Below are 12,276 nucleotides of genomic sequence, written 5' to 3'. Positions count from 1 at the left end.
AAGGACCGCCCCATGACCCACAGCCGTTTCTCCCGAACCGCAGGCTGGCTGGCCGTGCCGTGCCTGGTCGCGGCCGGCCTGCTGGCCTGGTACGTGACCCGCGAGCCCGCCTCGCCTTTCACCACTGAACGCGTTGAGCCGGCGCTGGTCAGCCGTGGCGAGTATGTCGCCCGGCTCAGCGACTGCGTGGCCTGCCACAGCCTGCCCGACGGCAAGCCGTTTGCCGGGGGCCTGGCAATGGCGACGCCGTTGGGCACAATCCACGCCACCAACGTGACCCCCGACCGCGAAACCGGCATCGGCAACTACAGCCTGGCCGACTTCGACCGCGCCGTGCGCCATGGCGTCGCGCCGGGCGGCCGGCGGTTGTACCCGGCCATGCCCTACCCTTCGTACGCCAAGCTCAGCGACGACGATGTCAAGGCGCTGTATGCCTTCTTCATGAAGGGTGTGCAGCCGGCACAACAGGCGAACATCCCCAGCGATATCCCCTGGCCGCTGAACCTGCGCTGGCCTATCGCCTTGTGGAACGGCGTGTTCGCCGCCACCAAGCCTTACGCGACCAAGCCTGGGCAGGACGCGCAGTGGAACCGCGGCGCCTATATCGTCCAGGGCCCTGGCCACTGCGGCAGCTGCCACACGCCACGGGGCCTGGCCTTCAACGAGAAGGCCCTGGATGAAGCCGGTACCCCGTTCCTCGCCGGCGCCCTGCTCGATGGCTGGTATGCGCCGAGCCTGCGCGGCGACCACAACACCGGGCTCGGCCGCTGGAGCGAGGCCGAGATCGTCCAGTTCCTCAAGACCGGGCGCAACCCGCATGCGGTGGTGTATGGTTCGATGACCGAGGCGTTCAACAACTCCACGCAGTTCATGAACGATGAAGACTTGGGCGCCATCGCCCACTACCTCAAGTCACTGCCCGGGGACCCACAGCGTGACGGTACGCCGTGGCAGTACCAGGCAGTTTCTGCGGCCACGCGCCTGAACAGCCCTGGCGCCCACACCTACGTCACTCGCTGTGCCACTTGCCATGGCCTGGACGGCAAGGGCCAGGCCGAGTGGATGCCACCGCTGGCCGGTGCCACCTCGGCGTTGGCCAAGGAAAACGCCTCGGCGATCAACATCACCCTCAATGGCTCGCAACGCATCGTCGCCGCTGGCGTGCCGGATGCCTACCGCATGCCGGCGTTTCGCGAGCAGCTGTCGGACCAGGAGATTGCCGATGTACTGAGTTTCGTGCGCAATACCTGGGGCAACTCGGGCGGTGTGGTGGATGCACAGGCTGTGAGCAAGCTGCGCGGGCACACTGACCCGGCCAGCAGCAGCCCGATCATCCTGCATATGCGCTGAGGAGGCACAGCCCATGGAAAGCATCGACCTGTTGGTCTTGCGCACCGCCCGTGACTGGCTCCAGGCTGGCGAGCGCGTGCTGCTGGCCACCGTCGCCCGCACCTGGGGCTCGTCGCCACGGCCCGTCGGCTCGATGATGGCCCTGCGCGGCGATGGCCGAGTGGTCGGCAGCGTCTCTGGCGGCTGCATCGAAGACGACCTCATCCACCGCTACACCACGGCCTACCAGGGCGACGGCATGCCAGCGCGCCTGCCGCAGGTGGTGCGTTACGGCGTCAGCGCCGATGAAGCACAACGTTTCGGTCTGCCCTGCGGCGGCACCCTCGAGCTGATCCTCGAATTCGACCCGGCGCTGGCAAGCCTGGAGCAACTGCTGCCACTGCTGGACAGCGGCAACCTGGTGCGCCGCGAGCTGGAGTTGGATAGCGGCCACGTACACCTGACCATCACCGGCGCACCGGAGCAGTTCGGCTTCGATGGCCGGTACATGCTCAACACCCTGGGCCCTGGTTATCGCATGCTGCTGATCGGTGCCGGGGTGCTGGCCGAGTACCTGGCGACCATGGCCCTGTTCAATGGTTTCAAAGTGGCGGTCTGCGACCCGCGCCCGGAATACATGGGCGGGTGGAATGTCGCTGGCGTGGAGAAGATCATCGGTATGCCGGATGACGTGGTACGTGCGTTCGCTCCGGACCTGCGCAGCTGTATTGTCGGCCTCAGCCACGACCCCAAGCTGGACGACCTGGCCCTGCTCGAAGCCTTGCACAGCCCGGCGTTCTACATTGGCGTGATCGGTTCGCGGCGCAACAACCAGTCACGCCGTGAGCGCCTGATCGAGCACTTCGGCGAAAGCGAGGCCTCACTGCAGCGCCTGCACGGGCCGATTGGCATCTACATCGGCAGCAAGACCCCGGCGGAGATTGCCGTCAGCGTCATGGCCGAGATCCTGGCGACCAAGAACGGCGTCACTTTGCCCGGTGCAGTCAATGTCAGCGAAGCCAAGCGGGCGCTGGAGGTTGATGGGTAGCCGCTCCCTCAAGGCTTCCCTCCCGCCTGCTGCCGCCACAACTCCAGATTCTTCTCGACCAGTTGCTCAGGCACCGGCCCGGCAACCAGCTCTTTCATTTTTTGCGCCAGCCTCTCGCGCAGCTCTGGACGGTTGCACTTCGATTGATGCGACAGCGCCAGGTACAGCCCCTCGCTGGCCACCGGTGGGTCGAGCATCTTCAGCTGCGTATCCCAACCCTGCGTTCCCGCCAGGGCCATGCCGGGGTACTGCTCATAGATCAGGTAGTCATTGCGCTTGTGCAGCAGTTTCTCGAACGCCTGCCTGGCGCTGGGCACCGCTTCGAGCTGCAGGTTGGCCCTGGCGTAGTCGTCGAACTGCTGGCCGTGGCTGTTGCCGACCAGCGTCCCGCCATTGTGGCCCTTGAGGTCCGCCCAGTCGTGGTAGGGAAAGCCGCCATCCTGACGGACCCAGACCACGCTGCGCACATGCAGGAACGCCGGGCTGACGAAGTCCATCTGCTGCTGGCGCTCGTGGGTCAGGAAGTACCCCGCCATCAGGTCGATACGCCCAGTGCGCACCTCCTCCTGCGCCCTTGACCAGGGCCCGCCGTACACCACCTTCACTTCCAGCCCAAGCGCCTTGCCCACTTCATTGAGCAGGTCGGCATTGGCCCCGATCAAGCGGTCAGGGTTGTTCGGGTCACGCCAGAGATACGGTGGATATTCCGGATTGCCGGTAGCGGTCAGCTGGCCGCACAACGCCTCTGCTATCGCCCCTTCGGGCAGCACAAGCATGAAGAGCGACATCAGCAAAGGCCGGCAACGACAGCGCTCGATCATCTACACCCCGCGGAAGCTGTGGCATTCAGCTGTCAGGCGTGGTCGCGAAAGCTGCCACATCCCGTGGGCCACGGCGGCATCGATGGCCGCGTACTACCAACAGTCTGGCCGAGGATTGGCCGTGCGCCAGCCTTTCGTGCGCCATTTGCGCATTACGCGACACTTAGTCGCTGGGCCGGAAAACACAGACCCGTCCACGCAGGCGCTTGGCTTCATACATCGCCTGATCGGCGGCCTTGACCAGTGCATCCACCTCGCTGGCATGGGCAGGTGCAAGGGCAAGCCCGATGCTTGAGGTGACGAAGTCGATGCTCAGGCCCCTGACACTGACCGGCTGGCCCAGCACCTTGAGCAAGCGCTGGGCCAGCGCATCGGCTGCCTGGAACTCGGTCATCGGGACGATCACGGTGAACTCGTCACCCCCCAGGCGATAGGCCTTGGCCGGTTGACGCAGCGCATTGCCCAGGCGCTCGGCCATGCATACCAGCAAGGCATCGCCGATATCGTGGCCAAAGCGGTCATTGACCTGCTTGAAGCGGTCAAGATCGAGAAAAATCAGCGCCAGCGGCAGGCTATCGCCATTCAGGTGCCGGGCAAGGTCCTCATGGAACGCCTTGCGATTGCCCAGCCCGGTCAACGCATCCTGATAGGCCAGGTCGAACAGTTGCTGTTGATGAAGCACATGCTCGCTGACGTCGTGCAGGATGCCGCGATAGCCGATCAGGCGGCCCCCGGCGTTGTGGCGCCTGGAGATCTGGGTCTCGAAGTGGCCGATGCTGCCGTCGGCCCGCCGCAGCCGGGCCGAGAGCGGCGCCCCAGGTTCGGTCTCGGCGATTGCCGGTTCCGTGGGCGCGCTGGCGCCATGGTCTTCCTGCAGAGAAGCAACGGTCCGGCCGATCACCTGCGTCGCCGGGTAACCGAGCAACCTGCAGAAAGCCGGGTTGACCGACTCGATCCTGGCCAGCTCGTCCAGTTCGAAATAGCCGTCTTCCATGGCGTCGAGAATCGCCCGGTCGCGCGCTTCGCTTTGCTCCAGGCGGTCCAGCGCACGGTTCGCTTCGCGCGCCAGCGTGCCCAGCTCATCGCGCCCGTCGTCGGTCAGGCGCCGCCCTGCCGCCGTCGGGCCAATGGCCAGAAGCTCCTGATGCAAGCGCGCAATACGCCGCAGCAAGGTGACGTCCAGCGCGAGGTAGATCAGCAACCAGGCCAGGCCGATGAGCCCGCCCGTCACGCCGAGGAACACATTGAGCTGCTGCTCGCCTTCAAGGTACAAATGGCGCTCGCGGGTCAGTTGCAGGCGCAGCTGCGGCTCGCCAAGGCTATCCTTGAACAGCAGGTCGATGCTCTGGTGGCGGGCATCGACCACCTCGCGATTGCCGATGCTCATCAGTTCGGCCTGCAGCACCGGCGGCTGCTGCTCGGTGGCCGACGGCAGCCAGGTGAGTTCACCGCCCAACTGCTGTTGCAGCATGGCAACGCGCTTGCTGTCCAGGAATGTTCCCGCCAGCAGCACGCCGCTAGCCCTGTCGCCGCTGCGCGCAGTATCCACGGCGACCAGAATCAGCGGCACCCTGAGCACGGCCAGCAATTGTGCGGGCGGCGCCACATCCTGAGACTGCAGCAGGCGCGCCAGTTGCTGGGCGACGCCGTCATGCAGCGCCTTCAGGGTCAGCGCTGGTGCCCCGGCCGGGCGCTCCAGCGACGCCAGGTCCAGTGGCCGCCAGCTCACCCGCTGCTCACCATTGGCGAAGTAAAGGATGAAATCGAAGCCACTGCGGCCCAGCGTGGCGGCATCGAGCGGGAACGCCGACGGCACCGCCCCCGGAACTGCCTGCGCCCATTGCCGCAGGCGATTGGCGTCACGCTCGAAGCTGTTGCCCAGCAAGGCGCGCAGGCGCTCGGCCTCGGCCACCAGCAGCCGCTCGTCCTGCTTGTCCAGCCGTGCCAGCAGCATGCCCTGGGCCGCAAAGTAGACGAGCGACAACACCAGCAGCAGCGGCGGTACGAACAGCCAGAGCAATCTCGTGCGTAACTTCATGCGGGCTCCCCGTACCCTGGTTCACCCGCTTCATGAGCTTGGGCAGGACCTGCCTGGCGCCGCCGTTGCCCGCACGGCCTCGGCCAGCTTGCGCAGATTGGCCTGATGGGCGTTGACCAGGTTGTTGATACTGTTGTCGGCGGTAGTCTGGACCGACGTCCGGCAGGTAATTTCGGGCTCGCCTGGCCGCTTCAGCCGCCACAGTGTATCGAGCGAGGCGTATTGGCCGGGCACGCTGTCGAAGCGCTGCACATCGACCCTCAACACACTGCTGGTGCCGGGCGCCGGGCCGCCCAGCATGTCCTGCAGGGCACTGCGAAACTCATCCACCAGATTGGCGCCCCACCATTCCGTTTCCAGGATGGCCAGGCCGCTGCTGCCCTGGCGCACCACCAGTTGCGGGCGGTCCACTTGCGGCGGCAGGCTGACCCGGCTCACCTGCACGTGCTGGCTACCCCCTTGCACCGGCTGCGCCGGCACCAGGGTGTGGTAGTTGTTCGGGGTACTGCTGCAGCCGCTCAGCCAGATCAGCAGGCTGGCCCCACACAGGTTGCGCACTCGATGCATCAGCTGACACTCCTTTGGCCTTTCACTTTCAAGGTCTCAAGTCTTGCGCACCGGCTGCCTTCGGCCGGCCTTGAATCAGCGACTCGGGGTGGCGCCCCAGGTAGTCGGTCAGGTCACGCAGCGAACGCGACATGCGCTCCAGTTCGTCCAGTGTTTCACCCAGCCGTTCGCGCTCGGGCGAGTCGTCGGCAATGGTCGCGTTGGCCGTCTTCAAGGTCTTCTGCATGTCGTCAAGGGTGGCTTTCACCCCAGGCAGCGTCTGACTGTTGAACGTCTTGAGGTTGGCGCGCAGGTCACGCAGGGTGCCATCGAGGTTGCTGGCAATGCTCTCCAGCGGCAACTTGCCGATACGCTCGACGAAATGCTGCAACTGCTCCTGCAGCATCTCCAGGCTGCCGGGCATCGTAGGAATGACGATCGGGTTGGCCTCCCTGTCGAACGCGACCTTGGGGGCGTTCGGGTAGAAGTCCAGGGAGATGAACATCTGCCCGGTGATCAGGTTGCCGCTGCGCGCCTGCGCCCGCAGGCCATGCTCGACGAAGGTGCCGATCAGCTGCCGTGCGCCGTTGAGGTCACCCTCGGTGTGTTTGAACACCGCCAGCATCTTCTGATGCACCGGGCCGAGCCGCTGCGGGTAGATCACCGCATCCACCACCACCGGGAAGATCTGTTTCACCGGGTCGTAATCCAGTTTGATCGAAGTGACCCGGCCAAACTCCACGCCCTTGAACTCTACCGGAGCGCCCACCGACAGCCCGCGCATGGACTGGTCGAAGCGCAGCTGCAGGTACTGCCCCTTGCCGTGTGGCGGTGCCAGTGCCGCTTCACGATCGGCAAACAGCTGGAAGTGCGTCTGGTCCGCTGCCGGCTGAACATCCGCGGTAAAGTCGGGCGAACCAAAGGCCAGCCCGCCGATCAGTATCGACGACAACGACTCGGTATCGACCTTCAGGCCATTGGCGCCAATCTGCATGTCGACGCCGCTGGCATTCCAGAATCGAGTGTCGCCTGTGACGAAGTTGTCGTAGGGCGACTGCACGAAGATGCCGATCTCGACGCCCTTGCCATCGTCCTGCAAGGCATAGGACACCACTTCACCCACCGGGATCTTGCGGTAATAGATGGCCGCGCCGATATCCAGCGATCCAAGGTCTTCGGCGCTGAGCAGGAAACGCTTGCCCTTCTCGCCATAGGTGATCGCTGGCGGCAGTTCCAGGCCAGTGAAGTTCTTTTCCGTCGCTTTCGACTCACCGGCATCGGCACCAATGAAGCTGCCGGACAGCAAGGTATCGACGCCGGACACCCCGCCTGCACCAATCCGTGGGCGTACCACCCAGAAGCGCGCCCCCTCGGTGGCGAACGAGCGCGCATCATTGGCCAGTTGCACCTTGACGATGACGCTGTTGTGGTCCTCGGCCAGGTCCACGGTGGTCACTTCGCCAATCACCACGCTGCGGTACTTGACCTGCGTCTTGTGCGCCACCAGCCCTTCACCGGAGCGAAAGGAAATCGAAATCACCGGCCCTTCCTGCAGCCAGTTGCGCACCACCAGCGAGGCCCCGACCAGGATCGCCAGGATAGGCACGATCCACACCAGTGAAATATTCCAGCGCCGGGTGCGTACCTCTGCCTGCCCTGCCCCATTTCGCGCATCACTCGCTTGCGCCATCAGTGCGGCCTCCATCATTGCCAGGGTGATCCCAGATCAAGCGTGGGTCGAAGCTCATTGCCGAAAACATGGTCAGCACCACGACCATGCCGAAAAACAGGATGCCCGGGCGCGGTTCGATGGTGCCCAGGCCGCGCAACTGCACCAGCGCAGCCACCAGTGCGACGACGATGACATCGAGCATTGACCAGTAACCGATCAGTTCAACGCCACGGTACAGCTGCGAGCGCTGCCGTTGTGCCCAGCTGGAGCGACGCTGGGCGGTGAACAGCAGCAGGCCAAGGGAAAAGAACTTGATCGCCGGCACGCCGACGCTGGCAATAAAGATGATCAGGGCGATGTCCCAGGCACCTGCCTCCCAGAATTCCAACACGCCGCCACCGATGGTGCTGTCGCTGCCACTGCCGAGCATTTCGGTGTGCATCACCGGCAACAAATTGGCGGGTACGTAGAACACCAGCGCGGCCAGCAAGAAGGCCCAGCCACGGTTGATGGCGTTGGCCTTGCGCCGGTGCAAGGGCGCACCGCAGCGCGGGCAGGTGTGGTCCTTGCCCAGTTCGCACGCCAGCCCGCAGCCGTGGCACAGGCACAGGCCGAGGTCATCGGCCAATACCGGCGTGCTCATACCTGCTCCCACAGGTCGCGAATATCGCGGCCGGCAATGTAGATGATCAGCATGCTCAGGGCGGCCAGCGCGATCAAGCCGATACCTGGAATGACATCGAGCAGGCCGGCCAGCTTGATGACCGCCACCAACGCGCCGAGCAGGCAGACTTCCAGCATGCTCCAGGGGCGCAGGCCTTCAAGGCAGCGCATGCTCACGGCAAACCCTGGTGCCCTGCGCCCGGCCAGGGCAAAGCTCAGCAACCAGCACAGCAAGGTGATTTGCAGCACCGGCGCAAAGATGATCGCCAGCGCCATGACCAGGGCGATGAAGGTGATGCTGCCACTGCTGAGGATCAGCACCGAATCCCACAGGGTGGCGGAATTGCTCAACCCTTGCATGCCGATGGTCATGACCGGATAAAGGTTGGCGAACAGCAGCAAGACAGCACCCGTGATGCTCAGGGCCAGGCGTTGCTGGATGCTCAGGCTGCCATGCCGGTACAGGACTCCGGCACAGCGCGGGCAGAGGGCACGCTGGTGACGCTGCAATGGCGTGCGCCGATATACGGCATCGCAATATTCGCAGATGATCAGGGGCTCGGTCTGGCTCATGCGGTATTCCCGGATGCAGGTCACTATGCGTGCAGTCAGCCATTGATTGACGCAGGGCCGAGCGTCGACATGAGCAAGCGTAGACGGGAAAGTTGCGTTACGGAGCCAGAGAAAGCACCGCGGATCCAATGGCGATAATAGAAGAAAGGCCGGGGACCGATGCTTTACATCGGTCCCCGGCCTTCTGGATCAGGCGAACCTGCTGATCGAATAACCCTGGATCACCTGCACATGCGCTTCACGGCGCGCTCTGCGGCCGCCTGGAACACCTTGCGCATGGCCTCCAGCTGTTCGGGCGGAAAAGCCTTGGCACAGGTGAGGCCCTGCAGGAAGCCGATACCCCAGCCTTTGGTTTCAGCCAGCTCCTGACGGTTCTCGGCGTCGGCGATATCCCCCAGGTGCAGGGCTGCTGGATGCTCGTAGCGGTCTTCCAGCGCCAGTTTGCGCAGTTCCTCCAGCGCCACCTTGAACTCGGCAGCGGCAGCATCGTCCAGGCCCAAGTGCTCGTACTGCAGCAGGCTCAGACGGTCGGTGGCGGTCATCTTCGAATCTCCGTTTCACAGTAAAAGGAGCAGGTGCAAGGAAATCACCAACCCGCCGCGACGCATCCGGGTGCCAGCGAAGGTGGTGTCAGTTCCCGAGTTGTATACCACAACTCGGGCCTCTCCCCCTAGCGGCGTGCGCCATCCGGGAGCAACGCAGCGACACCGTCTGTCGCTGGCCAGGCGCGATAATTAAATTTAAATTGAATTTAACTTATAACAGGATCACGCTCTGTGTCATTGCACTGAATCGAGAGCATCGCACCATGGCCACCACACCGCGCGAACCGCGCAAGGACGGCGAAGCCACCCGCACACGCATCCTCCAGGCCGCAGGCGAATTGTTCGCCGCCGTGGGTTATGCCGAAGCCAGCAACAAGGCCGTCGCCGCCAAGGCCGAGGTCGACCTGGCCTCGATCAACTACCACTTCGGCAGCCGCAATGGCCTGTACCTGGCCGTGCTCGACGAAGCACGGCGGCGCTTCCTCGACATCAGCGACCTGCAGCGGATCACCCTCGCCGAGCAACCGGCGGCGGAAAAGTTGCGGGCACTGGTCGAACTGGTCGTGCGCAAGGCCACGCAGCGTCGCGACAACTGGCACCTGCGCGTGCTGGCCGCGGAAATCCTCGCGCCCAGCCCGCACGGCCAGGCCCACCTGCAAGCCGAGGCACCGCTGAAGCTGTCGCTGCTCAAGGGCCTGTTCAGCGAGATCACCGCCATTCCCCAGAGCGACCCGGCACTGACCCGCTGCATCCTCTGCGTCACCGCACCTTGGGCGATGCTGTTGATCGGCCCCCGCGGGTCCACCGGGACCCTCCACGAAATCCTCGGCATGCCGGCCGAAGACGTGTCTGCCCAGCTATTCAGCTTCGCCCTGGCCGGCCTGCAGGAAGCCGGCCGCCAGCACGCCAACGGCAAAGGCTGCTGACCGCACATGGACGCTCGATCGCACCCACAGGCTCAAGGCAACTGCATGCAACCGACATCCGCTGACGCGCCCTCCTCCGTACAGGCCGAACCGGGCACCCAGGCCTCCATTGCGCTGCTGCTCGGCGCCCTGATGCTGGTGATGTTCCTCGCCGCACTGGACCAGACCATCGTGTCCACCGCGCTGCCGACCATCGTCAGCGACCTCGGCGGGTTGCGCTGGCTGTCCTGGGTGGTCACGGCTTATTTACTGGCTTCCACCGTGGTCGTGCCGCTGTATGGCAAGTTCGGCGACCTCTACGGGCGCAAGCGCGTCCTGCAGATCGCCATTGCCTTGTTCCTGCTCGGCTCGGTGCTGTGCGGGCTGGCCCAGGACATGACTCAGCTGATCCTGTTCCGCACCCTGCAAGGCCTGGGCGGCGGCGGCCTGATGGTGGTGGCCATGGCGGCCATCGGCGACGTCATTCCACCCGCCGAGCGGGGCCGCTACCAAGGCCTGTTCGGTGGCGTGTTCGGCCTGGCCACCGTGGTTGGCCCGTTGATCGGCGGGTTTCTGGTCGAACACCTGTCATGGCACTGGATCTTCTTCATCAACCTGCCGCTGGGCCTGCTGGCCGTCGTGGTGATCGGCGGCGTGTTCCGCCCGCACGTGGCCCCGGTCAAGCATGTGGTCGACTACATCGGTGCGTTCTTCCTCACCATCACCCTGGGCGCGCTGGTGCTTATCACCAGCCTGGGTGGCGGCTTGCTGCCCTGGGCTTCGCTGGATGTCCTGTGCCTGGCGCTGTTCGCCATCATCGGCCTGGTCGGTTTCGTATTCGAGCAACGCCGTGCGGCCGAGCCGATCATGCCGCTGCACCTGTTCCGCCACCGGACTTTCGTGCTGGCCGGGTTGATCGGCTTGATTGTCGGCGTGTCGCTGTTCGGCTCGGTGACCTTCCTGCCGCTGTACATGCAGGTGGTCAAGGACGCCTCGCCCACCAGCGCCGGCCTGCAGATGCTGCCGTTGATGGGTGGCTTGCTGGTGGTGTCGGCGATTACCGGGCGATTGATCAGTCGCTGGGGGCGCTACCGGGTGTTCCCGATCGTGGGCACGCTGCTGCAGGTGGTCGCCCTGGGGCTGCTCAGCAGCCTGGAACTGGGCACGCCGATGTGGCGGATGAACCTGTACATGGGGCTGCTTGGCGCAGGCCTGGGCATGGTGATGCAGGTGCTGATCCTGGCAGTGCAGAACAGCGTTGAACGGCGCCACATGGGCGTGGCGACTTCCGGGGCCACGCTGTTCCGATCAATTGGCGGTTCGGTGGGGGTTTCGGTGTTCGGCGCATTGTTTTCCCATGCCCTGCTCGATGGCCTGCCGAGCGATTTCGCGGCCAGCAGTGGCGGTGCCGCGAGCCTCTCGCCGACGGCGGTGCATGCCTTGGCGGCGCCGCTGCAGCAGGCGTATCTGGATGCATTCTCCGGGGCCATGCATGGGGTTTTCCTGGTGGCGGCGGTGATTACCTGTGTGGCCTTTGCCTTGTCTTGGCTGCTGCGCGAGGTGCCGCTGCGTACCGCTCACTGAGCGCAGCACCCAGCTATGCTGTGAGGTGCGAATCCTATCCTGTGGAGGTGTGCAATGCGTGCGTTCACGTGGAGCTACGTACTGATAATGCTGTGTGCTGCTTCAGCAGCCCAGGCCCAGTCGGTGGTGCCGCTCAAGGGCCAGAGCAGCCAGCAGATGCAGCTGGACATCAACGACTGCAACACCGTGGCGACCAATGCCGCTAACAGCGCCAGCAGCAGTACTTCTGGCAGCCATGTCGGCGGCAGGGTCAAGGGCGCGGCGGCCGGTGCCGCAGCGGGTGCGGTAGGTGCCCAGGTGCGTGGCAATCAGCATGACGAGGTGTATGACCGGGCCAGCGACGATGCCAAGCAGGAATATCGGCAGAACCGTGCAGGCCAAGGGGCAGCCGCCGGTGCTGCGGTAGGCGCCTCGCGGCAACGCCAGGAGCGCCGCCAGGACCGGCGCAACCAGGGCGAGGCACAAAGCTCGGCGCATGCCAGCGCCTACAGCGGATGCCTGCAGGGGCGTGGCTACCAGGTCAACCCTTGAAATCGGGGCCGCTCTGCGGCC

General features: G+C 64.8%; 12 protein-coding genes. 5 read left to right on the top strand and 7 right to left on the bottom strand.

Features of this window, described 5'->3' with window-relative positions; all coding sequences use genetic code 11:
- Positions 1-12 precede the first annotated feature (12 nt).
- Both BGP85_RS04205 and BGP85_RS04200 read left to right on the top strand, forming a co-directional pair.
- Positions 13-1,350, top strand: coding sequence for a c-type cytochrome (locus BGP85_RS04205; protein ID WP_103447534.1), 1,338 nt, complete (start codon positions 13-15; stop codon positions 1,348-1,350).
- Positions 1,351-1,363: 13 nt separating this feature from the next.
- Positions 1,364-2,377, top strand: a complete 1,014-nt coding sequence (locus BGP85_RS04200; protein WP_103447535.1) for an XdhC family protein — start codon at positions 1,364-1,366, stop codon at positions 2,375-2,377.
- An 8-nt stretch (positions 2,378-2,385) separates the two neighbouring features.
- On the opposite strand, the gene BGP85_RS04195 is transcribed toward BGP85_RS04200, so the two are convergent.
- From BGP85_RS04195 to BGP85_RS04165, 7 genes are all read right to left on the bottom strand, one after another.
- Positions 2,386-3,198, bottom strand: a complete 813-nt coding sequence (locus BGP85_RS04195) for a substrate-binding periplasmic protein (RefSeq protein WP_103447536.1) — start codon at positions 3,196-3,198, stop codon at positions 2,386-2,388.
- A gap of 163 nt (positions 3,199-3,361) precedes the next feature.
- Positions 3,362-5,236 carry a diguanylate cyclase domain-containing protein gene (locus tag BGP85_RS04190; protein ID WP_146048961.1) on the bottom strand — a complete coding sequence of 625 codons (1,875 nt, stop codon included), beginning with the start codon at positions 5,234-5,236 and terminating at the stop codon, positions 3,362-3,364.
- Between the two features lie 30 nt (positions 5,237-5,266).
- Positions 5,267-5,803, bottom strand: a complete 537-nt coding sequence (locus BGP85_RS04185) for a PqiC family protein (protein ID WP_103447538.1) — start codon at positions 5,801-5,803, stop codon at positions 5,267-5,269.
- 28 nt (positions 5,804-5,831) lie between these two features.
- Positions 5,832-7,472, bottom strand: a complete 1,641-nt coding sequence (locus BGP85_RS04180) for a PqiB family protein (protein WP_103447539.1) — start codon at positions 7,470-7,472, stop codon at positions 5,832-5,834.
- Complete coding sequence (locus tag BGP85_RS04175) at positions 7,456-8,097, bottom strand: paraquat-inducible protein A (protein WP_103447540.1); 642 nt, start codon at positions 8,095-8,097, stop codon at positions 7,456-7,458. The genes BGP85_RS04180 and BGP85_RS04175 overlap by 17 nt, the downstream gene beginning before the upstream one ends.
- Positions 8,094-8,690 (bottom strand): paraquat-inducible protein A, encoded by a 597-nt coding sequence (locus BGP85_RS04170; protein WP_103447541.1) that lies wholly within the window; start codon positions 8,688-8,690, stop codon positions 8,094-8,096. Before BGP85_RS04170 ends, BGP85_RS04175 begins: the two co-directional genes overlap by 4 nt.
- Positions 8,691-8,911: 221 nt before the next feature.
- Positions 8,912-9,232: a hypothetical protein gene (locus tag BGP85_RS04165; protein ID WP_103447542.1), complete on the bottom strand. Its 321-nt coding sequence runs from the start codon at positions 9,230-9,232 to the stop codon at positions 8,912-8,914.
- Between the two features lie 266 nt (positions 9,233-9,498).
- Between BGP85_RS04165 and BGP85_RS04160 the strand changes: the two genes are divergently transcribed.
- The 3 genes from BGP85_RS04160 to BGP85_RS04150 are packed head-to-tail and all read left to right on the top strand — an operon-like array spanning position 9,499 to position 12,255.
- On the top strand, positions 9,499-10,161 hold the full coding sequence (locus BGP85_RS04160) for a TetR/AcrR family transcriptional regulator (protein WP_103447543.1): 663 nt from the start codon (positions 9,499-9,501) through the stop codon (positions 10,159-10,161).
- Positions 10,162-10,206: 45 nt separating this feature from the next.
- Entirely contained in the window at positions 10,207-11,724 is a 1,518-nt protein-coding gene (locus BGP85_RS04155) for an MDR family MFS transporter (protein ID WP_103447544.1), read from the top strand.
- Positions 11,725-11,778: 54 nt separating this feature from the next.
- A complete protein-coding gene (locus BGP85_RS04150) occupies positions 11,779-12,255 on the top strand; it encodes a YMGG-like glycine zipper-containing protein (RefSeq protein ID WP_103447545.1) in 477 nt (158 codons plus the stop codon).
- Positions 12,256-12,276: the final 21 nt, after the last annotated feature.

This window comes from Pseudomonas putida (assembly GCF_002906855.1).
Lineage (GTDB): Bacteria > Pseudomonadota > Gammaproteobacteria > Pseudomonadales > Pseudomonadaceae > Aquipseudomonas > Aquipseudomonas putida_N.
Note: the sequence above shows the minus strand (reverse complement) of the source record. Positions and strands in the feature narration are given on the sequence as shown.

Bases quoted from the DNA above. Each gene is read 5' to 3' on its own strand.
- BGP85_RS04205 (WP_103447534.1), top strand. From the start codon at position 13: ATGACCCACAGCCGTTTCTCCCGAACCGCAGGCTGGCTGGCCGTGCCG.
- BGP85_RS04200 (WP_103447535.1), top strand. From the start codon at position 1,364: ATGGAAAGCATCGACCTGTTGGTCTTGCGCACCGCCCGTGACTGGCTC.
- BGP85_RS04195 (WP_103447536.1), bottom strand. From the start codon at position 3,198: ATGATCGAGCGCTGTCGTTGCCGGCCTTTGCTGATGTCGCTCTTCATG.
- BGP85_RS04190 (WP_146048961.1), bottom strand. From the start codon at position 5,236: ATGAAGTTACGCACGAGATTGCTCTGGCTGTTCGTACCGCCGCTGCTG.
- BGP85_RS04185 (WP_103447538.1), bottom strand. From the start codon at position 5,803: ATGCATCGAGTGCGCAACCTGTGTGGGGCCAGCCTGCTGATCTGGCTG.
- BGP85_RS04180 (WP_103447539.1), bottom strand. From the start codon at position 7,472: ATGGCGCAAGCGAGTGATGCGCGAAATGGGGCAGGGCAGGCAGAGGTA.
- BGP85_RS04175 (WP_103447540.1), bottom strand. From the start codon at position 8,097: ATGAGCACGCCGGTATTGGCCGATGACCTCGGCCTGTGCCTGTGCCAC.
- BGP85_RS04170 (WP_103447541.1), bottom strand. From the start codon at position 8,690: ATGAGCCAGACCGAGCCCCTGATCATCTGCGAATATTGCGATGCCGTA.
- BGP85_RS04165 (WP_103447542.1), bottom strand. From the start codon at position 9,232: ATGACCGCCACCGACCGTCTGAGCCTGCTGCAGTACGAGCACTTGGGC.
- BGP85_RS04160 (WP_103447543.1), top strand. From the start codon at position 9,499: ATGGCCACCACACCGCGCGAACCGCGCAAGGACGGCGAAGCCACCCGC.
- BGP85_RS04155 (WP_103447544.1), top strand. From the start codon at position 10,207: ATGCAACCGACATCCGCTGACGCGCCCTCCTCCGTACAGGCCGAACCG.
- BGP85_RS04150 (WP_103447545.1), top strand. From the start codon at position 11,779: ATGCGTGCGTTCACGTGGAGCTACGTACTGATAATGCTGTGTGCTGCT.